Genomic DNA, 24,756 nt, shown 5'->3' with positions numbered 1-24,756 from the left:
ATGGAGAAAGAAATAGAAAAGAAGGTAATGAATTTAGAGAAAAAAGCGTTGGTAGAGTTGAGAAGAATATGGAAGAAGGTATATGGGGAAGAGGCGCCTAGATACTCAAAGAAATATCTGATACCGAGATTAGCTTATAGAATGCAGGAGGAAGCGTATGGAAAAATGTCAAGAAAGGGGACAAAAAGACTAGAGTATCTGGCAGATCGGCTAGAGAAAGGAAAAAGAATAAGTAGCGATAAACTACCAGTAGAAGGGACAGAATTAATACTAGAGAGAGGAGAAGAGACACATGCGGTAATGGTGACAGATAAGGGTTTAATCTACAGAGAAGAATTTTTTACGTCATTATCAGCAGTGGCAGGAAAAATAATGGGAATGAGCTACAATGGGCCGCTCCTATTTGGTTTGCGTGATCAAAAGGGAAAGGAAAATGTGTAAAGGGATAAGATGTGGAATATATACTAGGAAGTCAAATGAAGACGGTCTAGAACAAAAGTTTAATAGTTTAGATGCGCAACGAGTAGCATGTGAAAAGTATATAAAGAGCAAAGAAGGCTGGGTAGCATTGGCAAAAAAGTACGATGATGGAGGATATTCAGGAAAAAATTTAGAAAGACCAGCGATAAAGGAATTATTTGAAGATGTCAAAGGAGGAGAGATAGACTGTGTAGTAGTATATACACTAGATAGGTTATCAAGAGAAACAAAAGACAGCATAGAAGTAACGTCATTTTTTAGAAGGCACCGAGTAAATTTTGTAGCAGTAACACAGATATTTGACAATAATACGCCAATGGGAAAATTCGTACAGACAGTATTATCAGGAGCAGCACAACTAGAAAGAGAGATGATAGTAGAGAGAGTAAAAAATAAAATAGCAACATCAAAAGAGCAAGGGTTATGGATGGGAGGAACTTTACCGCTTGGGTATGATGTAAAAGATAAGGAATTAATAATAAATGAAAAAGAAGCAAAAACAGTGCAGCATATATTTGAAAGATATTTGGAGCTGAAGTCAATGGCAGAGTTGGCAAGAGAGTTAAACAGGGAAGGATACCGAACAAAAGCAGATATCTTTAAAAAAGCAACGGTGAGAAGAATAATAACAAATCCAATATATGTGGGAAAGATAAGACATTATGACAAACAGTATGAGGGAAAGCATGAAGCAATAATAGAAGAGGAAAAGTGGAAAAAAGCACAAGAATTGATAAAGAATCAGCCATATAGAAAAGCAAAATATGAGGAAGCTCTGCTTAGAGGAATAATTAAATGCAAGAGCTGCGGTGTAAATATGACACTGACATACTCAAAAAAAGAGAATAAAAGATACCGATATTATATATGTAATAACCATTTAAGAGGAAAAAATTGTGAATCAGTAAATCGAACAGTGGTAGCAGGAGAAGTAGAAAAAGAAGTGATGAAGAGAGCAGAAGATTTATATGAAAAATGGAGAGAAAAAGCAGAAGAGTGGAAAAATTTAAGTTTTGGAAAGCAGAAAGAAGTAGTGAACAAGTTAATAAAAGGAGTAATGATAAAAGAAGATGGAATAGAGGTGAGTTTAGAGAATAAGGTGGAATTTATACCAATAAAAAAGAAAGGAAAGAAATGCACAGTAATTGAGCCAGAAGGCAAAACAAACAATGCACTACTGAAAGCAGTGGTAAGGGCTCATCTGTGGAAACGTCAACTGGAGGCAGGAAAATATGCAAGTGTGAAGGAACTGAGCGTTAAAATTAATATAGGTACAAGAAAGGTACAACAAATTTTAAGGTTAAATTACCTAGCTCCAAAAATAAAGGAAGACATAGTAAAGGGAAGACAACCAAGAGGTTTGAAGTTAGCTGATTTAAGAGAAATACCAATGTTATGGAGTGAACAATTAGAGAAGTTTTACGGCTCAGCGTCGTAACGTTTATAAAAACAACAATATGAAAAAACATCGAAAAAAGTATGTGCCAGAAAATTAAAAAAGGTTATTGCAAAAGGAGCTACTACAAAGGGCCACACAAAAAGATGCTGAAATTGATATAGAAAAGTAAGTCAATGTTACAGAATCAATTATGTGAAAATATCAATATAAATAATGAAGATTTTAGCATACTGGGCGCAACAATGGTAGAAAATGATCCAAAATCTATAAATTATAGTAGTTTATATTTAAATAATAATCTTTAACCTTTATGGCAAATTAATCTACCTAGAAACTTCTCTCCTAGGATCAGAAGTCCTTCTTAATTCTTCACGTTCTGTCCATTTGTTGTTAGACTCGCTTATTACTTCAGGACGCATTAATCCACAAGATCTTTCAAAATATCCCTGTTCAATAGCATCGTAGACCCAGTAGTTACCAAGCTCGCAATCATTGCCTAACTCTTCTTCGCAACCTTTGAATTTTTCTAATATTTCTTCTCTATTACTCACTTCTACTATAATTTTGCTTTTATTCTGTATGTCAGGATACAGTTTAACGTCTATCTTTCCCAAACTAGTATAGAAAGTCAGTACTATATTGCCCGTAAGGTTAGTATAATTTCTTATCCCATCTTCCGTTATAATTTCTACCTCACTTTCACCGATTGCTATTACATCTCTTCTAGATTCTATACTTCCATGAGTTAAATTTGCTTCATTTATGATTTTCGCAACCTCAACTACACTATTTTCTGAATATTCCAAATAGAGAATAGAGTTATCCACTTTTACATTTTTCACCTTGCCAGTAGTTGCACTTTTAACAATTTCCATAAATTTCAAACTACGCTTTGCATAACTTTCATAGGCTTTTACCATATTAGCTTTGTGGCTTTTAAACTCTTCTAGTTCATCAATGACAAGAATGCTGCTTATAGTATGTAGTACTACTCCTTTTGATACTAAGTTACATACTATACGACTAGCAACCTCTACATCACTTGCAATTTTAGAGTTCTTTTTTAATTCACTAATTTTTCTTATTACACAATCTGCAAAGCCATATTTACTCTCATATTTCTTGTCATATAAACTTCCTGACACAGCAAAGTTCAGCATTACTCCTGCTTCTATAGCTCTTTTTACAACTTGCTCTAACTCGTTCATGTTTTCGGCTGCATTGGCCATATCTAAAAAAGTTTTCAATTCTTCCCGTTGGTTTAATATTAAAATGTTCCATAAAGCAGAATCTTTAGGTAAATGTTCTTTGTCCTTCCATCCTTTGTAATCAATTGCTCCTGCTTCTAACAGCAACCTTTCTGCTTCTTTAAAACGAATTTTATCACCATAACAAGCATCTCTAATCTTTTGAAAAATACGAGACTTTCCTTTGCAATCACGAAGATTTAAAATCTCTTTAAGACCTTCATTTCCTCTATGCTGATTTAAAAACTCTCTTAGTTGATTAGTGCCAAGGCTATGACCGCAAATATTTTCTAAATGGCTTTTTGCTCTCATTTGCTCCTGAGTTAAAAAGATTTGTTCTAAAATATTCACTTCAAAAGGTTTTTTGTTAATAACTACAATATCTAGAGGAGTTTTTCCTTGTTTGTCAGGTTGATTACGTGCTCCTTTGTTCAGAAGTAAAGGTATATTTAAAGTATTATAATAAGCAGCATAGTGCAAAGGTGTTTGTCCTTCACTGTCAACTATGTTAGGGTCAGCTCCAGCTTTTAAAAGTAAAGTTATAAATGCTCCAACTGCCCAGGCCATATCTTTTTCTACTGCCAAATGCTCCATACTTTGTATTGCATGCAGTATTGTCAACTTGGACTTTCCTCTTTGAAGATTGAGAACGACCCTTAGATCATCATTACTTTTGTTATCTTGTAAAAAATTCTCAAACTTTGTAATGTTAGAAAATGGAAAGTCTTTTAGGAGACTTAACAACGCCTTATTCAAATTTTTTTGGCCCTCTTTTAAGTCAGGTGCACCTGAAGACCACTCAGATATTAAATTATTGAATTCTTCCCTTTTTATAATAGAGATCAAAGAGCTGTTATCACTAAGCAGCAATGAGTATTTAAGTGATTCATATCCATCATCCACTTGCTCTTCTTTCTGTTTCGCTTCTCTCTTCTCCAAATTCTCTATATCACCATCTTTAATGAGTGCAATTAAATACTTCAAAAATTCAACATTTCTATTTTCCAGTAAGGGACATGCTCCATTCTTCATAAGAATCGAGATCATTTTTGCATTTCGGCCAGCCAAGTATAATGGAGTCCTACCTTTTTCATCTACTGCATTAAGATCAGCCCCATTGTTTATTAGGTGCTCTACTATTTTTGTTTTGTTACCCAAGATAGCATGATGCAAAGGAGTACTTCCATCATTATATTTCTTCCTAACACTTGCCCCATTTTTTATCAGAACCTCTACCATTCGTGTATTTCTATGTAAGATAGCATAATATAATGGATCACGATTGTATATATCCACCCCATTAACATCAGCCCCTTTTTGTATAAGAGTTTCTACTATTCGTTTATTGTTTTTCAAAACAGCAAGCTGTAATAGGCCAGATGTATCTACTTGTTTTAACTTCTCTTCTATTTCCCCAACTACATTACTATCATTTAAACCAACGTTAGCATCAATAGAAGCTAGTATTTCTTCCAACTTGTCAAAACTCATAACTCTACCTCGATTTAAAACCTCATGTTTTATTATTATATACTTGACATAAAAGACAAGATCTAATTTGCTATATAACATTCACTATTAAGGTATTACGGTTTCTGGTAAACTTTGTCTCTCTACTTCATATTCATTTAGCTTAGTACTAGGTTTTAATATTTCATATGTAATGCTGCCAGCAATGGCTCCAACTATCAATGCAGCAATAACTAATATTGATAAGCTCACATGAGTAACAATACATCCAATAGTTACTGTCAACATGGCTATTACACCTACAGAGAAACCAGTCTTTATTGCTTTTGAAGTTTCAGAGTGTTTCTTTTCTTGAAAATTAAGATACTCAACTATATTTTTATGACCTCTAAAAACAGCCAAATCCAAAGGAGTGCTATGATCAACATCTTTTACATCAATCGTAGCCTTTTTTTTCTCTACAAGATGTCGAACTATGCCTAAGTAACCCATTCTAGCAGCTTCATGCAACGCAGTACTGCCACTTTTGCTTTTTGCTTCAACGTTAGCCCCTTTGTCTAACAGAGCTTGAACTACTTCTAAGTGGCCAGTTTCAGCAGCTATATGCAAAGCAGTACAGCCTTCGTTATTTTGTGCTTCAAAACTAGCACCCTTTTCTAACAGACATTGAATTACTTTCAAATGACCACATCCAGCAGCTTCATTCAAAGCAGTATCGCCATCCTTGTTTTGTGCCTCAATATCAGCACCTTTGTCTAGTAGAGCTTGTACTATTTCTAAGTAACCCTCTCGAGCAGCAATATGCAAGACATATTTAAAACTCTTCTTTAGTATGTCAGCATTATCCATTTTATCTAATAGAGCTTGAACTACTTCTGAGTGACCATTTGCAGCAGTATAATGCAAAGCAGTTAAGTCATCATTTTCTTTTGCCTCAAAAACGGCTCCTTTTTCTAACAGAAATTTAACTACTTCTAAGCGGTTCTCTCTAGCAGCAATATGCAAAGGAGTTTCATTATCATCGTTCTCTTGGTTAATATCAATTCCTTTTTCGTCTATAAAGTACTGAACTACTCCTAAGTGGCCCATTTCAGAAGCAAGATGCAAAGCAGTATCGCCATTGTTGTTTTGTGCCTCAATATCAGCATCTTTATCTAATAGAGCTTGAACTATTCCTAAGTGACCTTCTCTAGCAGCATAATGCAAAGCAGTACGCCCTTCGTTACCTGGTTCCTCAACACTAGCTCCTTTTTCTAACAGAAATTTAACTACTTCTAAGTGGCCAGTTTCAGCAGCTATATGTAAAGGAGTTTCATTATCATCGTTCTTTTGGTTAATATTGATTCTTTTTTCATTTATAAAGTACTTAACTACTGCTAAGCAACCATTTTCAGTAGCACAATGAAGAGCAGTACAGCCTTCGCTATTTCGTTCTTCAACACTAGCTCCTTTTTCTAACAGAGCTTGAACTACTTCTAAGTTACCATGAAAAGCAGCACAATGTAACTCAGTATTACCATTACTTTCTTGTACATGATGTTCATCTATTTTTAAGTAACTACTGAGAGTAGCTAAATATGACAGCGTAGTTCTCACACTCACACCAACTTGATAAATTGGTATGGTGCATGTTGCATAAAAATCTTGTTCTTTCAACTGATTAGAACACATAATTTTACCTCACTCTAAAAATCCATGTTTTGATTATTATACACTTGATATAATTAGCAAGAGTTTATTTTTTAGAACAGCAAATTTGTTGTATATAGGTGTAGAAAAATATCTTTTATTTCAAATTGGATAGAAAAACACTCAACTTAGTGTCATAAGGATTTCAATTATTTACTCCTTCAAAAAAGGTCATACATTTGCGAGAACAAGCCACGTAAAATAGGGTTATAAAAATAGAAAATTTAAATTATTTCCATAATCTTAGGCAAAACAGTTCGTATGTAGATATGGATGAAATGTGCTAATGTGGCTAATTTTAGCGTATAATGAAATCACTATATTAAAAAGTTCGTATGGTACACGTGGTAGACCAATTGATTCCAAAGAAAACAGCTCTCACGTTTCTTGGTTTTGGTTACTGAAAGTGGTTAAGTTATTAGTGAAATACATTGCTAGATTAATAGTAATTTCTTTGAGAAAGGTTGATGTAATTTACAGCAAAGACAAAGTTTAAAAATAGAAAAAAACTCTTTCGCAAGTTTAGTGCAAAATAAAACAGCGTGAAAATAAAATACTATAATACACATAAAAAATTACTTGCATTGCCAATTGTATTTATTAGCATATATCCATATCTAGTATAACATTAAGTTTTCATTCGAATATAGGCGGGGGGTTTTATGCTGAAAGTTGAACATTCATCGGATTATCTAAAAGATGAAGGAAGAGATTCACAAGCAGTTGAGTTGTTGAAGAAAAAACAACAGAGTAAAAGATCTTTGCAACCTAAATCTAGGTTAAGGCGGCAATATAATCCTGATGATATTAACATTGCAAAATTGTTTCTTGCAATACGTGAGCACAAAACAGGTAATCCTCAGTTAGATAAGATTAATGAAATTAAAGTGTTACTTATCCAGATACGAAATATCAATGATATTGATTTTAATGATAATGGTAATACACCACTGCATGTTGCTGTAAGCAAAGAACACGAGGATATTGTTAAGCTACTTCTGAAAAAAGGAGCAAAGGTTGATATCAAAAATAATATAGGCAGTAGTCCATTAGATATTGCTGTACGCCTTGACAATCAGATTATTATAGGAGAATTACAAAAATACTCTGAATTAGGGTCTTCTAATCAACAAGTTTCTTCGGTTCAGCAACAACCCAAAAATGATGATACTCTAAAAGAATTACAAACTAGAGAGCCTATTTCCATTTTCCAAAAGATAACTAAGGAAAAAGATCAGTCAAAAAAACAAAATCTTGAGGGTCTATTAAATAAATTAAGAAGTTCTTACCCTGATGACCTTAAAATAGGAGTAGCACTTAAAACAGGAGATTGTTTTTTTGACTCCGTAGCTCAAGGCTTGAATGAGTTAAAGGATAAAGGTCTGGTCGAAAATAGTGAAAGGTTTAATGTAAAATCACTGAGAAAAGATTGTGCAGATTATGCTAGAGAAAATAATAATAAAGATAGTTGGACCTATGAAGCAGTAATAAAAGACGCTGCTATTGGTGGCTACTTTGCTGCGCTAAAAGGTCCATATGGTCCTATACAAGACCCAAAAACTAAAATAAATGTAATAGATAAAGGGGAGACTTTTCGTAAATACTTAAAAGACATTAAGAATATGGCTACAGGAACTGATTATCCAGCTATATGGGGAAGACCCGAAATTGAAGGTCAAATGATTTCCAATAAGTATGGTGTGGTGCTTTGTTTTTATTCGACTAATGAAGAAAATGGTCAAAAAATTACAGTAACTAAAATTACACCAGATAATAATGACCCTGAAGTTTTTATAGAAGGAGTGAATTTTGATCAGTTACATAAAGATAGTAATGAAAAGGTCTTGAGAATAGTAAATTACAAGGAGCATTTTGTACCACTTCTTGGTGGTCTTACAGCAGATATTACAGAAAATGTAAAAGTTCCTAGAGAAGAAGTTTATGGTGTGGAAAATAAGAAAAGCTTTGATCTTGAAGAAGATAGTGATTTACATAATAATCAAGCACAACCTTTCGTTGATACCTTTACTACAGAAGGATTCGGCAACTGCTTTTTCCATGCAGTCTTTGGTGACAACAGCTCTGGTACATATAAAGCTGAAAGAGCACAAGATATGAGAATGGAATGGCACAAATTTTTAAGTCAATTTACATCTTTAAGTGATCCTAAGATGCCAAATCCTTTAAGGGATCAGCTAGAAAAGGTTTTTGATGGGTTTTTAAACACTCCAGGAGATTTAACTGTTAAATCTGAGGAAATAAAAGGATTGGCTGAGCAAACAAATAAGAAAATCGAGGAAGCTGACAGTAAGATTAAAGAATTACAAGAAGAAATTATAAAAAAATTTCGTGATGATGGTGACTTCAGAAAAGTAATATATCCAGTAATAGAAAAAGCTATTACTCAGCGTAATGAGCGTAATGTCGACTCTCCGAGAGACCAAAAAACTTTGCTCAGTATTGAAGACTTACTTAAAGAAGAAAATAAGGAGAGGTTATATAATGATATCATAGAAGATCTTGAGTCTTGTGCATTAATATTGAATTCTAGCCTCAGTAAAAAGGAGTATGGTAATACATATAACCCTAAAATTATAAAAGATTCATTTTTGAACGATGAAGTTCTCTATGAAACCTATCTAGAAGCAATAAGTGATAATGCATATTATGTGTTTTTTGAAGAAGTCCCTATTTTAGCATCTTTAGCTAATATCAAAATTACTGCTTATTATGATAATGGGAATAGACTTCAAGTATTTGAGCCAAACAAAGAATTACTAGGAAGTTACCAATCAGATGAAAATCTTTGGGGAGAAAAAGAGGAAGCTGTAATATTTCATAAAGGACTCCACTTTTCACATGCTACTATTAGTCATTCTTTACATTCTGATCCAAAACAGCGTAAGTCTTCTGAACATGGGCAGCCACTTTCTGGTAGTCATCAACTTAGCTCTAGTAGACAGCAGGAGTCAGAAATTTCTAGTCAAATAAATGATCGAGGAAAGCAAACACCTTCAGGAAAGTCAAGGCCAGATCACCAATCTTTTAGCTCTGAAATCAAAGAACCAGGAAAAAGATCAAAAACTCCTATTCCTGTAAGCCAATCTTCTGGTTTAGCTAATCAAAATGCTGCTTCGCAAGTTGATAGAAAAAAGAGCAGTAATGTGCTAGGTGAAGCAGATATGAGAAGTTCAAGGATACCACACTTGAAGTCTCAGGCAGGTTCTTCTCAGCAATCTTCTAATAATCGTCAGTCAGTTCGAGGTACTATTGATTCCGCTCAGCATCAACAAATAAATCCTAATTCTCCTAACTTTATTGATAGTGATGATGAAAGAGAAAAAAATACAGAGCTATTTTCTGCTATAAAGAATAGTAATCTGCAAAAAGTTCAGGAGCTGCTAAAAGCAGGAGTAAAGGTTAACATTATTGATAAAAATAATAAAGATAATACCCCTTTACACTATGCTATTGAAAGGGAAAAAAAAGAAATAGCTAAAAAATTACTGCAAGAGTGGAAAGCAGATATTAATGCTAAAAACAATAAAGGTGATACACCACTACATGTTGCTGTAAGTAAAGGGCATCAGGATATTGTTGAACTTCTACTGAAAGAAGGGGCAAAGATTGACATCGAAAATAATGCAGGTAAATCACCGCTAATCTTAGCTAATGAGCTTGATAATAGCAATCCTAATAAACAAGGCATTATTCAAATCTTAGAAACGTTATTGAGTTCAAAAACACAGATACAACTTCGACAAAGAACTAATATAGATGCTCAAGGTAAACAGGAAAACCGAGATGATCAGCGGCCAGGACCTTCTCGCCAAGTTAATAATCCAACACAATTGCATAAACAGTCATCAGTTAAGCAACACCCTGAGCAATCTCCTTCTGATAACAGTAATTTTTATCAAAAAAGAAGTGGAACTTCGGGTATTAGTGGACAGCTTTATGAGACTAAATTGTTAATGTTGATTTTGTTCAGGGCTTTAAATGATGAAAAGATAAACGAATTTTATTTAGGCACAAATGTTGATGGAGTAGGAGCTCTTGATGACATAATTTTTAGGTATAACTTGAGTGGACAAGAAAAACCAAGAGTTATATTTATACAAGCTAAGCATAAAGATAATTCTGACAATAAGAAAGTTACTGTTGGAGAAGTACAAAAAAAAGGTGGGGATTTTAGTTTACATAGTTACCTTGATAGTTACTTAAGAATTAAGTATAAGTTTAATCCAGAAAGTGATGATGTTATATTCAAAGGTGAATTTCAAAATATAGATTGTGACTTTGTTATTTATACCCCTGCTAAAGAGAACTTTAGTGAGAAAAAAAGCATAGAACAACCTAATACAGGTGATGTTCTAATTTATACAAGCGAAGAAGAAGGAAAGAGGTTTCAATTTGAGTATAAAGACGAGAATATCGGTCTTTTAGTAAAAATTGTGTCGGAATCACATACTAAAATACTAGCAGAGAATTTTGCAAAGTTCATTTTGTCTAGCACAGATAACATGATGTCAGACGGGCTTATAAAAAGCTACCATGTTGTCCTAGCACAAAAAGTTATAAGAAAAGTGAGCGATGGTAAATGGAAATTTCGCGATGAATTTTTTGAAAGTAAAGAAGACCTTTTGCGGATATTGAAGAAAGTACTTTGTGAAAAAATAGTATACGACAAAAAATCAACAACTAAACCAGAAGAAATAAGAGTTTTGGTTGAAGCAATGTTAGAGAACACATCTCCGGATACAATAAGCAAACTGATAGGAAGTGTGGTTACATTCGATTCTGAAGAGAGTAGGCTTAAATTCGTCGAAAAGGGCATTCCACAAGAAGTCATCGATTTAAAGAATAAATTGGAAGAAAAGGAAGTAACGCAAAAAATTGTTAATGACGCCATTTGGATAGCAGGAAAGAAAAAATTACAATCGCTTTCTTTAAAACTTCCTAGTACTTTTGGTAATCTTGATTTGGCGTTAAGAAAAGAAAAAAGATTAGAGCATTTAACCTTAAAGTTTATTGATTTGTTAAAAGATGGCAAGGTTACAAATAATTATGTTGTCACAATTGATGACAATATGGTTGGCAATCAAAAGAGATTAAACAAAGGAGACATAGCAATCAATGGAGGTATTGGAGGTTTAGTAGGTAATCTACTTATCTTCGACGAAGAAACAAGTATGCTTAAATTTAATAATAATGAAGAATCATTGCCAAAAAATGCTAAGCAACTTTTTCAGAAATTGAAGGACAAAATTGAAAAAGAGAACGGTTTAACAAACAAAAAACTAGATAGTTATAGATTTGAAATTAATGTTAAGAATTTCCCTAGGCTTTCATTAATCGATGAAAAACATGATAAAAGTTTGGTAAGAGAGTTTCTAGACAAAATAAAGTTTTTTACAAATCAAGCTAAAGAAGATGGAGTAGAGGAAATTTTAAAGCAAGAAATAAGCGAATATTATCTACAAAACAGAGAATCTCTTTTTGATATTAAAACTGATGCAATTTTTCTGGACGTACACGATAAAGTGCAAAAATGGTGGAAGTTGCCAAAAGAGGCTCCATACTTAACAAAAAGTTGCAGTTATTTTAATGAAGTAAAAGACAGGATTATTAATAATCCAATATTAAATATTCTAAGGATTATATATTTTCATAAGATTAAGGGCAGTGATATTGAATTTAGCTCTGATTCAATTAAAGAATTGAAGTTAGAAGATTTTGTAAGTGATCCTAATAAACAAATTTTAAATATTATTGCAAAGGAAAAGCTACTAAGTGCTGTTAAGTTAGTTCAAAATTTTGTAACTGCTGATTTTATAGACTTAGATTATCTGTATTCTCTTGGAGGGGATAATGACTATTTAGAAAAAGCAATAACTGAATTGAAGCAAAAAGGAGGAGAAAATAATATATTAGTAATTCACTGTAATGACATAGAGGTAGAAAGAGTAGATGAATTATACAATCGATTATCCTCAATAATACAGTCTAATAGTAATAAAAAAGTTATTCTCATTACTCAAGAGCAAGATCCTCTAGCTGCTAAATTTAAAGAGGATTCCTCTACTAAATATACTGAAAAAAAAGATGAAAGAAATATCTTAACTGATCTTACAACTGAGTCACAAGAAAAACTTCTAGAAAGAGAAAAAGTCATATTTCAAGGAAAGGAGGTAAGTTTAGGTACATTAGTAGATGATGGGTCAAAACATCTACTAGATGGAGAAGTATTATCTAAGCTTATTAATAAGGAGAAGGTAAAGATAGGTAAAGCACTCATAGATTCAAAGTATGAGGATATTAAGGATTATTATATTTCCCGAACATTTAATCGCCAAGTAAAGATCAAAAAAGAAATTTTGAAGGAAAAAGACTCTAAGTTTCTTGTAACTTATAGCAGTCAAGTGAATAGGCAAAACCTTAAGGAAGATCAGGATATAGTATTAATTTCTGATACAGGTGAGGATTTTAAGCATTTATGTGATAATCACAAAAAACACAATATTTATTGGCTCAAAAAGGAGGGAGATGATTTGATATGGCAGAAATCTTATGGTACTCTATCTAAATTAAGAAAGTCTGTAGATACAAATGCACAGGCTATTCAGGAGTATAAACCAGAGAAAATTACAGATATAACAGACAAAGTAGTAATTATTTCTGCTGAACCTGGTATGGGCAAGTCTACTGTACTGACTCCTTTAGCATTAAAGACAAAAGAATCTTTGTGGATTGTAAGAATCAACTTGCTGGATTATTCAACTGAATTAAAAATAGAAACAGAGAAGAAAACAAAACTTAACGAGGCAGAAGCGATAAAATTCCTATACAGGATTGTAGGTTTTCAACTCTTTCAAGGAGAAAAAGAAGAAACAACAGAAAAGAAGGGGAAAAGGGAACAAACGGTAGAAAATGTTCTCCATGCTATAACTGTAAAAGACAGTAAAATAAGTTTGGACAGAAAAAGCACTCAGGATCTGGACTTATTAGAAATAGAGCTATTTAATAATTTTTATAATCAGGGCAGGATTGTTTTACTGTTTGATGGGTTTGATGAGATTAGCCCTGACTATACAGAAAAAGTTATTGAGTTACTGCAAGTTCTAAAAAATTCTAAAGTAGAAAAGCTATGGATAACTACTCGTCCTTATAATTTTATTCAAGAAGAACTAGAAGATCAACTTAGTGTATTTTCATATTCATTAAAGCCACTCCTTCTCGAAGAACAGAAAGGTTTTTTAAGGAAATTTTGGAAAGAAAAGTTGAAACTTAATGAATTAGATGAGCAACGCTCAGGAGTTTTTATTGATGAATTACTAGGTAAGCTTCCTAAATCCATAGGTGATAAAGATTTTATGAGTATACCGCTACATGCATCTATGGTTGCTGAAGTTTTCACAGATGCATTCAAGAGTTTTTATGACTCTAATAAGCAGGAGCTTTCTGATGAACATAAAAGGAAAATTGAAGAGCAGGATTTGGTTACTTTATATGAGAGATTTATTGACATAAAGTTTTATAAAATTCGCTTTGGAGAAAAGAAGCCTGGTATGAATATTGACGATCCAGATATGAAAGGGATGGTTGAAGAAGGACGCGAGAAACTTATAGAAGATCATATGAAATTAGCTTTATATGCAATCTTTAACGAAGATGAAGTAAAGAAGTTGCTTACTGGAGAAGAAATGGACAAAGTACGCGGATTAATTGACGATATAAAAGAAGGGAAAGAAAGTACAGGTATTATTGAACAAGTTATTGATAATAAGCCTAGATTCATTCACCGTACTTTTGCTGAATATTTTGCTGCTAGTTACTTTTGGGAAAGGTTTAAGTCAGTTAAATCTGATAAATTTGAGGACTTTGTTGAGAATATTATAACTAAAAACCTAATTGAGGATGATAGGATACAAATTTCTAAGTTTCTTCAATTAAAAGCAAAAAAAGATTTTGAAAGCAACATCGACTTTCCTGATAAGCAGAATAAGCTGAGAACCCTACTCACAAAGCTTCTTGATCAAACAACACGATATGATTATAATGGCAACGGTAAACAATCAACCAAACTGTTATTTGGGATAGTTGAGTTTTCTTTGTCGACAAAAGAAAAAAGTAATGTAGACGTTATTGAGAATAATGATCAACTAAAATTATTATGCGTATCTGCTGAAATGGGGTATATAAAACTTGTTGAAGCCTTAGAAACAAAACTTAATAAAGAATTTTTACAGAAATATCTAAAACGTGATAAATGGTTCTATAGTCCCTTATGGTTAGCGGCTCAAAATGCTCACCTAGATGTTTTAGAAGTTCTCGTTAAAAAATTTTCTTATGATCCTAATTGGAAGGATAAGGATTCAGAGACTTTAGTTCAACGTATATTTCAAAAGATTGAATTTGATGTTCTTAGATCTTGTTTAAAGCTAGATATAGTTGATGGTAAACCTTATGAAGATTTAAATCATCGACAAGAATTGCCAATACTTGAAGCTTTTCAGTACGTTGCCCCGTCAGATGTAATTGAATTGTTAATAGAAAAGACTGATAGTAACCTTGTTAATGGATTTAAATATCCTGAAATTAGTAGTCAGATCTCCCCTGCCCAATTGATTGCCGTACAATCCCTCAAATATGGTAAAGAAATAACTGAGCTCGCTATAAAAAAGGGTATTGATTTCTCTGATGTTATAAATGTATTGCTTTTTGAATATTGTTACGAGAGCTTAAATAGTCCTATAAATAAACTGAATTATGCTAGTAATAGTCAGCCTTCTTTTCATTCTGATAAAGAGTTTTTGAATTTATTTGAGAGAATCGAACTGTTACTAAAAGCTGGTGTAGGATATAATCATAAGGATATTAAATATTCAAAAACAACACTACAGTATGCTAAGCAGATACACTACATCCATGAGCTTTTAGATGGAGTACATAAGTTGCACAATCAGAAGATTAATAAAAGTAGTAATCCACTAGGCACTATACTAAAGCTAATTATTGATAATGTAGGTAGTTCTCCTGACTTCGAAGGTTATGAATTTGTTGAGAGTCATCAACAAGGAATATCTTTATCGCTTAATTACAAGGATGAATCATCCAAATATAATAAAAGAATACCTCTTCTACCAGATAATATACCAAAACTACTTTTTAAGTTTTATGAGGATAGTAATACTAATCTAGTAGAAAATGCCTTAGGTAAATTTCGTGATTATATAACTAATGCTAAAGAAGAAATAGGGGCATTCAAACAGTACCCTGATAGCAAGGTATATAATGAAATTTTGACTGGTTATAGAGAGATGCTTAAGTTCAATGATTATCAACACTTATATCATCAATTTTATTCACTAGACGAAAGAAAAGAGAAAGAAAATCGATATCAATCTCTTGATGACTATGAACAAGATTTGCTGGAACGGGTATTAAATTTGTATATAAGACAAGATTATGAAATTAATGATGCGTTAAAAGAAGTAGAAGAAGAAGTATTAAGATTGAAAGAAATAATAAATAAGCTAAAAGAAAATTCAGGTCATAAAAAATATGAGACTGGAGAAATATTAGATATATTAGCTATAAAAAGCATGGATACAAATGAAGAATTACAAGATTTGATATCAAAAATCTATGAATGTGGTGGTATTCAATTCTTGAGTGAAACTTGGTTGCATTTAAATCTTATAGGTCAGCAAAAAATAATGGGAACATTAGAACTGATGTTCAAATTTGCTGATCAATCATCAAAAATTCTTGAATTATTAAAGAAACTGGATGATTCATATAAGACCCTTACCGAGGCTATTAAAAATAAAGACTATCAAATGATAAATAATATATTACAAGATCAAGATATAGAACCTGATTTCATAAAAGCAATTATTAATGGTCAAGATGATAAATATGGCTCACCACTACACTATGCTGCTTTTAAAGGCGATGTTCAAGTGACCAAAATCCTTTTAGAGAGTGGAGCAAATCCTAATCTTAAGATGCAAGGAAGTGGTATATTATTAAGTACTGCAGATGAAACCCAGAAAGATGAAGATTTGGAATATAAATATCAAGGTTGCACACCATTACACGTAGCAGCCCTCAATAAACAATTAGAAGTTGCTAAGATTTTGGTAAACGACTGGGACGCTGATGTTAATGCTATGAGTACAGGTTGGCAAGTAACTCCTCTGCATATGGCTGTTGAAAGTGGAAACTTGGATATGGTTAAATTCCTTGTTAAAGAAGGTAAAGCTGATGTTAATGCTATGAGTACAGGTTGGCAAGTAACTCCTCTGCATATGGCTGCTGAAAGTGGAAACTTGGATATGGTTAAATTCCTTGTTAAAGAAGGTAAAGCTGATGTTAATGCTATGAGTACAGGTTGGCAAGTAACTCCTCTGCATATGGCTGCTGAAAGTGGAAACTTGGATATGGTTAAATTCCTTGTTGAAGAAGGTAAAGCTGATGTTAATGCTAAGAACAAAGATGAAAGGACACCTCTTTACTTGTCTGCTAGAAAGGTAAAATTGGATGTAATTGACTTCCTTGTTGAAAAAGGTGATGATCTTAATGTTAAGGACAAATATGGAAAGACACCGCTGCAAAGTATTGACTATGAAAACTACAGCTTTGATGACTTTGTTTTTACAGTACCAGGTGCTTTGAATAATAATGATGAGGACAAACGTAATGTGTTAATCCTACAATGGGCTGCTTATTTTGGAAACTTGGATGTGGTTAAATCCCTTGTTGAAAAAGGCGCTGATGTTAATGCTAAGGACGAACTTAGTAGGTCACTGATATACTATGCTGCTTATTCTGGAAACTTGAATGTAATTGAATTCCTTGTTGAAGAAGGCGCTGATGTTAATGCTAAAGAAGAAGGTGGAAGGGCACCGCTGCACACTGCTGTTCAATTAGGTTACTTAAAGATAGTAAAATTACTCTTAGAAAAAGGAGCACATTATGATGTTAAAAATAAACAAAGTAAGACACCACTGAATCTAGCGAAGTCTGAATCTGTTAAGAATCTACTTAGTGACATTGATAAATTATTTCAAGCTGTTCAAGATGGTGACAAAGGTAAAATTGATTCTTTATTAGGAGAAAGAACAGATTTTGATACACTTAGAGTAATTTTGAATGCTAGAAACACTGATGGCAAGACACTTATACGAGTTGCTGCTGGTAATAAGCAAAGAGGTATGGTAGAGTTACTTATAAAAGGATTGAAACCTATTCAGTCTTCTGGTGAACAGCAAGAAACTATACAACAAGAATCAGCTAAAAAATGTTTACCAAGCACAAGTTCAGGAAGGAGGAAAAGAGAAGCGAAGATTGGTGAGTGTGAATTTTCTTGGGAAGATGTGGATGAGTTTAATGTAGAAAAGGATGAGAAAAGAGATTTAAGTAAGATTAAGATAGATGGTGAAAAGTTTGTCAGTTACATTAAAGATTTACCGAAAGAAAAGCAGAGTCAGCTAATTCAATTGGCAAGTGAGGTTAAAATTGGAGGTAGTTCTCAAGGTCTCGTAAGTAAGCTTACTAATAATCAGAAAGTCATGAATCACTTGAGTAGAGTAGCAGGCATGACCATGCACGGAATGATGGCTAAAAATGTTCTAGCTGACTTTTTAAATGGTGATTATCAAGGTGTAGCAATCAATGTTGGTTTTATAGCCGGTGGTCAAGGATTTGCTAAAGTTGCTGAAGCTGCATCTCTTAAAGGACTGAAATTAGCTGAAGAGGGAAAGTTATTAGTTGGTCAATCTTTAAAAGCAGCATCACCTTTTCTTGCTCGAGGTACTTCTGCTTTTGTTGTCTATGATCTAGTTAATCAGATAAAAGAATTTAAAAATGGTACAGAAGAAGCACTAGTTGGTGTAGTAGGAGATAGTATTTACTTGGGAGTTGACGCTGCAGAGATTGGTGTAGAAGTTGCTGAAGCTTTTGGAGTACTGGAAGGAGTATCAAGTGTTACTGGTCCTATTGGAGCTGCAATTGGCGCTGTAGTATTTGTTGGCACTGACGTGTACATGGCAGTAAAGAGAGTTGATAAAATCGATCAGATTATTCACCTAACTGGAAATGAGAAGTTTGTTGAAGGTTTACGTGCGTTTATAGGTATTAAGCCTGAACAATATATAGAAGAGCTCATGGAGAAAAAACAACTTTATAACCAATTAGTGAAGCAAGGACTTGAGTATTTAAAACAGCATAGTGATATTCAAAGCTATGTCTTTCCTACTACTGATAAACTAGATAGTAAAGTACTACTTGATAGAAAAAGAACGGGTATAAGATGGAGCAGAGCTAAACCAGATGATTTAAATGGAGGTCGAGTATTTTGTTTACCACAGGGAAATGATGAGCCTGCACCAGATTATGGATCATATCTATGTGAAAATGCAATTGGTATATTCGCAAATAAAACAGGAGATCATACTTTAATTAATCTCGGAGAAGGTAAGGATTACGCAAAAGGATTTTTAAATAGTCCAAATATCTTTGTGGTAAATAATGGCTCTAAAGAATATTATGGAGGAAGTAAGGACGATATATTTGTTTTACAGGCAAATTACATTAAGGGACATCTATTAGGAGAGGGTGGAATCAATACTTTAGATACAACATTGTTTGCTTTACAGGAAGAGCAATTAAACATTCAATTAGAGATAGGAGAGATAGCAGACTATTTCAGAGACAATTGGCTAAAAATATGTGAAATAAATAAGGTAATAGGAAGAGCAAATAAAGCAGAGACAATAACAGTTTCCTGTGATGGTTGTAATAGTAATGTAAAACTGATAGATGGTCAAAGTGGTAATAAAGAAATTAAAGATAGAATAAACATAATAGATGATAGCTGTGATTATCAAATGCAAATAGTAGTAAGACCTAACACAGTAGTATACAATCGAGCATTGAAAGGAAGTTTTGATTATCTAGTACCATTAAATAGTAGTGGAAGTGCAGAGCTTAGTTTTATCTATGGCCCTGAAAGATTTAATGTAAACAACACGTTTTGGTTTGCATATCAGGCAGTTGATATAAAAAGTATCGATGTAAAATATATAAATGTTTTTAACAGAACTGAACATGAAGTAAAATTCAATTTTGTTGAGTCAAATAAAGAATTTAATGTCACAATCTCTTATTCAGAAAATCCTGCTTACAGACTAGGAAAGAGTGGTGAAATAAGAATAGGGAATAAAGGTAATTTGTACATGCTAGAAAGTAGTGATAAGTCTAGTGAAGAGGTGATAAGAGACTATTTACCTGTAGCAAATAGAGTAAGTAAAATGTCATTTTTTATACAATCAGTTTTAAGTAATGAAACAGTGGTAATAGGAAGTGGAAATCATGAAGTAATACATAGTAATCCAGCGTATAGGAGTCATTTAGTAGGCAATGGTGGTGAAAATGTATATGTAATTGATTCCGAAACTAAGGAGGTTATTATTCATGATGTTGATGAGGAGAATTCAATAGATACGATTGACTTAAGAAATGTAGTAAGAAAAGGTAATTGTGAATTAAAAGTAATTAGATTCGAAAATGATTTGTTATTAAGAGCAACGGTAAAAGAGCAAGCTGAGTATTGTACTGTGAGGTTAAAAGATGGAGTGGAGAGATATAATAAGACGCATGTAATAGTAGAAAATGTTCCGATGAGAATCAGCTTTGATAATAATGAGTGGAGTTTAAAACCACAGCCTTTAATGTTTGAAGAGGACAAAGAAGTAATTGTAGTAACGGGTCAAGATGTAGAGGAAGGTAGTGAAATTATTACACCGAGAAAAGGAGGAAATTATAAGTTTATTCGTAGTAATGATAATGATCTAATGATAACCAATGCTTTTGACTTGACTATTACTAAGAATGATCTCTGCACTATTACACTAAGTAAGTTCTATGAAACACCTAGAATGAAAACGTTATGCATAAAGTTTGCTGATAAAGAGATAGTGTTAAAAGATCATGAAAAGGAAATAAGTGCTGCAAGAGATATAAATATTGTAAAAAGAGAGTATAAGGATCAAGTGTATAATGATGTTTTCAATCCAGAAGTTATGATGTTATCAGACCAACCTGTAACGCACAGACATAGGCATAGTAGACATAGAGAGCAAGCTCGTCATCGTCGGAGTACAACAAGTAGTAGCACAAGACCAACTGGATGGATAAATGATTTATTTGGTTGGGTAAAAAGCTCTGTGAGTGGATTGTTAAGTTCTAAACCTGAGAGCACTCCAAGTTCTATCTCACAAGGAGATGCAAGAGTGGATGTAAATGGTACGATAATGTTACTTGACATGCTCATTAGAAAAGTTACAGGTCAAAAGTATGTTTCTACAGCAGATCAGTCTATATCTCCACTAGAAGCACAGGGCTATGCACTCAACATTACAAAGGGATTTGAGAAAGTAGTAGAGCAAGCTAGATTAAAAAGTGGTGTATCAATGCACCGGTTAAATATTGATTATATGGGAATGCAAAAAGAGATTACTAGAAAAGTCATGAGTGGTAAATTTAATGAGATTTCAGGGATTTTAAGCTCATATGTAGAGAAAGCATGTCCTGACGGAGAAGCTGGATATCCTGGTAAATTAAGTCCGAAAAAGTTTGACAAGTTTATGATTGAATTTAATAAGGGGCTAGATGTAACATTAAATCAATCAATAGAGCAGATATTACACAATGGAGATGGTAGATTAGAAGTTGATGGTGTAAAAGAACAGAAAACGAACTCAGGGCCCCAAAGTTATTTAAGTAATGCTTCCGTTCAAGGCCATTTGACTAGGAATAAGGTTAAATTAATTTCTTAATCTCATCTAAAGAAAGGCCCGTAGTTTGTGATACAACGTCAATAGAGATGCCAGCTTTAAGTAAATTTTTTGCCACTACTATTTTAGCCTGTTTTTCGCCCTCTGCTATACCTTCAATTTTACCTTTTTGATGGCCGATTAGAATGCCTTGATGAAGTTTTTCTTCAAGACTAGATAAATAATCATCGGTACGTTTTTTAGCTTGATCATAAGCAAGACGTTCTTCTTTACTCCAATTATATTGGTTTAGCTCATCATAAGCCCTGCCAATAATTAAATCACTTCCTATTATTTTTTTTAGATCCTCTTCACTTGTTTCACCGGCGTGTTTAAAAAAATAACACCATTTCTCTATTATATTTTCTAATTGATCTTCTCTTTTTTTAAATTTAGGTAACTCTATAAAAGTAAAACTAAAGTCTTTGAGATCATGTTCAAAAGTTATCTTATCAAAAGTAATATGATCAGACTTATAAGCCAGCTTATTAGGAAATAAGATGAAATCAGCAATGGCAATAAAGATAACGCCTTTAAGATCATGATACTGGTCACCTACATCAGCTTGACTTGAATAGGCCTTAGAGGCATAATATTGAGCACGTTTTTCAAAGCCAGTAGTTTTAGCGACTTGCATCTCAATTATAGTTTTTATCCCTGTAGAATCAACACAGAGAACATCAACAATGCTTTGCTTTTGAGAGGCAATGACAGGGTCTTGAATGGGACTGAGAAAGGAGACATCTTTAATCTTATTGTCATCGGTAAGACCTAGTATATCATTGAGAAAGTGAATAAGAATATCTTTATTTTTTTCGGTACCAAAGATACGGCGAAAAGCTATATCATTGCGAGCATCAAGAAACTTGGAAAGAGCCATGATAAGTTAACCTAGAAAGCATTAATAATTATACACAATTGTGAAGAAATATTCAACGTTTTTGTGCTAAAGTCTATTAAGGTTAGCTAAATTTCAAGAGTCGGCAAAAAACTATCTTCATAAATGACCCTAGGATGCTACCACGCACCTTAATGTTTATTTTATCATCTTTTACAACTCCCTCTATAAACCCCAGCAAATGAATTCATGAGCTATAAAGAGCTTTAAAAACAATTATTTTGGGCATGAGAGACTAACCTCCTAATAAAAATACGAGCCTAAAAGCTCAATTACGATTTACCTAACATCGTGAGGACAGGTTCATTAGCCTCCCACACCTTTACATGATAAAGATCTTGAAACTTAATGTCAACATTTCAGTAGCAAATTTATGTTAAATCTATATCCTGTCAATATGGACAAAAAGAAGGTTATAATATATACAGATGGATGGAAATCCTGGTCCCGGTGGATGGGCAGCTGTGGTGATGTATGAAAATAAAAGTGAAAAAACGTATCTCTGGAGGTGAAAACAAATAACAAGATGGAGCTAAAGGCTGTAATTAATGGGCTAAAGATGTTAAAAATTTCCTGCAGAGTTATTGTACACACTGATAGTCAGTATATTAAACAAGGTATAACAGGATGGATCAACAAGTGGAAAACAAATGGTTGGAAGACAGCTGATAAAAAGCCAGTAAAGAACAGGGAATTATGGAAGGAACTAGATGAAGTTGCTTTGCAGTATGATATTAATTGGAAGTGGGTTAGAGCTCACAGTGGTAATACCTATAATGAAGAGGCAGATAGACTTGCTAGAAAGGAATCTAAAAAGCTAAAATATAGAGATTGTGAGGTCAAGAAATCACCAAAAAATAGAGGGAACTCTAAGTTTCATAGATTGGGTGGAGTATTATGGCAATAATTCTTTTAGACACAAAAACTATAAATCGTATAGCAGCAGGAGAGGTAATAGAGAGGCCAGCAAGTGTAGTAAAGGAATTAGTAGAAAATGCAATAGATGCTGGAAGTTCAGAAATAGAGATCAAAATAGAAAGTGGTGGGCGTAATCTTATAACTGTAACAGACGATGGAAATGGAATAGAAAAGGAAGATTTGGAACTTGCATTTATGCGCCACGCTACTTCAAAATTAAGCGATAGTGAGTTAATAGAAATCAGACATCTTGGCTTTAGAGGAGAAGCTTTACCTTCAATTGCAGCAGTAAGTAGAATGAACTTATCGTCTAAGGCAAGTGGAGCAAAGGAAGCATGGTCTATAAGTTATGAGGGAGGAGAAAAAATAGGAGAGGTTATCCCTTGTTCTTTATTGCAGGGTACATATATTGAAGTTCGTGACTTATTTTTTGCCACACCAAATAGACTAAAATTTCTAAAAACCGAAAGGGCAGAAACACAAAGCATTGTTGATATTGTAAATAACTTAGCAATAACTAACTATAGTATTGGGTTTACTCTCACTTCCGGTAATAAAAAGCTCTTAAAATATGTTAAGCAAACTTCATTATTTAACAGATTATGTGAAGTAGAAGAAGAATTTCAGAGCAATTCGCTGGAAGTAAAAGAGGAAGAGGAAGGCATCAAACTTACGGGACACATCTGTAAACCAACTATCAATCGAGGCAATTCAACTCAGATCTATACGTTTGTTAATAGAAGGCCAATAAAAGACAATCTACTTGTTGGTGCAATTCGATACGCATATCAAGATTTGATTCCAGTTGGGAGGTATCCTTTTGCAGCGCTGCACTTAGAGATACCATACGATCAAGTAGATGTAAATGTGCATCCAAATAAATCAGAGGTAAGGTTTCAGAACAAGAGGCTAGTATATGAAATAGTGAGAAGAGGAATAATAAAAACACTATCAACGAGGTTTGCAGCGAGTGGTCAAAGTATTGAGGAGTTTGATAGCCAAGAGCCGGTCAATAGCAAAGAGGAAAAAAATCAAAAAGAGTTTTATGAAAAGAGACCAAGTCTTTTAGAAAATCGTCTAATGAAAGAATTCAATGCACCAGATGAAAGAAGGCAAAGCTTACCAGAAACTTTTAAGTATGGAGAATCCCCAGCCCAAAAGGGAACGATGGTTTTAGAAAGGAAGCAAATTGATTTGGTAGAGGATCATCCCCTAGGATATGCACGTTGTCAGGTCCACAATACTTACATTATTGCTGAAGCTGGAGATAGGCTGATTATAGTAGATCAACATGCAGCCTATGAGAGGTTGATATACGAGTGCTTAAAGCAAAAATCAAGCATAAAAAGACAAAAACTTCTTCCTGAAACAGTTGAAATTAAAAACCAAGCAGGAATGGGGATGGTTAAAACTTATAAAGATGAGCTTTTTGAAATGGGTTTTGATATTGAAATACAATCAGAAGATAAAGTAACGATAAAAGAAATACCTGCTATCTTGGGAACAATAGATATAAAAGAGATGCTAGTTGATATAGTAGATAAGTTAATGGAAATGGAAGATACGTTGCCAATAGAGGATAAGGTGAATAAAATATCAGCCACAATCGCTTACCATGGAGCAGGAAGAAAAATGAAATTGGAAGAGATGAATGAGATACTAAGACAAATTGAGAAAACTCCATATCCTGGTCATGAAAGACCAACTTATATAGAAATGAAACTAATTGATATAGAAAAATTGTTTGAAAGGAGATGAGTTCAGTTTGTCAAAAAGGTTCCCAATTAAGTATACGTAACAGCTCTTCTGGTTATG

Annotated in this window: 8 protein-coding genes and 1 pseudogene; 6 read left to right on the top strand and 3 right to left on the bottom strand. The window is 33.4% G+C overall.

Annotation, left to right across the window (positions count from 1 at the left end; translation table 11 throughout):
* Both OPR42_RS00505 and OPR42_RS00500 read left to right on the top strand, forming a co-directional pair.
* Positions 1-441: a DUF2924 domain-containing protein gene (locus tag OPR42_RS00505; RefSeq protein ID WP_265041479.1), complete on the top strand. Its 441-nt coding sequence runs from the start codon at positions 1-3 to the stop codon at positions 439-441.
* Complete coding sequence (locus tag OPR42_RS00500) at positions 434-1,918, top strand: recombinase family protein (protein ID WP_265042346.1); 1,485 nt, start codon at positions 434-436, stop codon at positions 1,916-1,918. The genes OPR42_RS00505 and OPR42_RS00500 overlap by 8 nt, the downstream gene beginning before the upstream one ends.
* Before the next feature lie 284 nt (positions 1,919-2,202).
* Here the strand turns inward: OPR42_RS00500 and OPR42_RS00495 are convergent, their stop codons facing one another.
* Positions 2,203-4,617, bottom strand: coding sequence for an ankyrin repeat domain-containing protein (locus tag OPR42_RS00495; RefSeq protein WP_265041477.1), 2,415 nt, complete (start codon positions 4,615-4,617; stop codon positions 2,203-2,205).
* Positions 4,618-4,704: 87 nt separating this feature from the next.
* Positions 4,705-6,267, bottom strand: a complete 1,563-nt coding sequence (locus OPR42_RS00490; protein WP_265041475.1) for an ankyrin repeat domain-containing protein — start codon at positions 6,265-6,267, stop codon at positions 4,705-4,707.
* A 304-nt stretch (positions 6,268-6,571) separates the two neighbouring features.
* Here OPR42_RS00490 and OPR42_RS00485 point away from each other — a divergent pair, with 304 nt between their 5' ends.
* Positions 6,572-6,781 (top strand): hypothetical protein, encoded by a 210-nt coding sequence (locus OPR42_RS00485; protein ID WP_265041472.1) that lies wholly within the window; start codon positions 6,572-6,574, stop codon positions 6,779-6,781.
* 166 nt (positions 6,782-6,947) lie between these two features.
* A complete protein-coding gene (locus tag OPR42_RS00480) occupies positions 6,948-21,128 on the top strand; it encodes an ankyrin repeat domain-containing protein (protein ID WP_265041470.1) in 14,181 nt (4,726 codons plus the stop codon).
* Here OPR42_RS00480 and OPR42_RS00475 read toward each other — a convergent pair.
* Positions 21,112-22,005 carry an Rpn family recombination-promoting nuclease/putative transposase gene (locus tag OPR42_RS00475; RefSeq protein WP_265041468.1) on the bottom strand — a complete coding sequence of 298 codons (894 nt, stop codon included), beginning with the start codon at positions 22,003-22,005 and terminating at the stop codon, positions 21,112-21,114. The genes OPR42_RS00480 and OPR42_RS00475 overlap by 17 nt on opposite strands.
* Positions 22,006-22,420: 415 nt before the next feature.
* Between OPR42_RS00475 and rnhA the strand changes: the two are divergent.
* Positions 22,421-22,828 (top strand): annotated as a pseudogene (gene rnhA / locus OPR42_RS00470) (ribonuclease HI); the annotation flags it as partial.
* Positions 22,829-22,920: 92 nt separating this feature from the next.
* Positions 22,921-24,699 carry a DNA mismatch repair endonuclease MutL gene (gene mutL, locus OPR42_RS00465; RefSeq protein WP_265041467.1) on the top strand — a complete coding sequence of 593 codons (1,779 nt, stop codon included), beginning with the start codon at positions 22,921-22,923 and terminating at the stop codon, positions 24,697-24,699.
* Positions 24,700-24,756: the final 57 nt, after the last annotated feature.

The sequence above is a fragment of the Wolbachia endosymbiont (group B) of Melanostoma mellinum genome (assembly GCF_947251465.1).
In the GTDB taxonomy this organism is placed as follows: Bacteria; Pseudomonadota; Alphaproteobacteria; order Rickettsiales; family Anaplasmataceae; genus Wolbachia.
Note: the sequence above shows the minus strand (reverse complement) of the source record. Positions and strands in the feature narration are given on the sequence as shown.

Coding starts and splice junctions, on each gene's coding strand:
- OPR42_RS00485 (WP_265041472.1), top strand. CDS start 6,572: ATGTGGCTAATTTTAGCGTATAATGAAATCACTATATTAAAAAGTTCG.
- OPR42_RS00505 (WP_265041479.1), top strand. CDS start 1: ATGGAGAAAGAAATAGAAAAGAAGGTAATGAATTTAGAGAAAAAAGCG.
- mutL (WP_265041467.1), top strand. CDS start 22,921: ATGGCAATAATTCTTTTAGACACAAAAACTATAAATCGTATAGCAGCA.
- OPR42_RS00480 (WP_265041470.1), top strand. CDS start 6,948: ATGCTGAAAGTTGAACATTCATCGGATTATCTAAAAGATGAAGGAAGA.
- OPR42_RS00475 (WP_265041468.1), bottom strand. CDS start 22,005: ATGGCTCTTTCCAAGTTTCTTGATGCTCGCAATGATATAGCTTTTCGC.
- OPR42_RS00490 (WP_265041475.1), bottom strand. CDS start 6,267: ATGTGTTCTAATCAGTTGAAAGAACAAGATTTTTATGCAACATGCACC.
- OPR42_RS00500 (WP_265042346.1), top strand. CDS start 434: ATGTGTAAAGGGATAAGATGTGGAATATATACTAGGAAGTCAAATGAA.
- OPR42_RS00495 (WP_265041477.1), bottom strand. CDS start 4,617: ATGAGTTTTGACAAGTTGGAAGAAATACTAGCTTCTATTGATGCTAAC.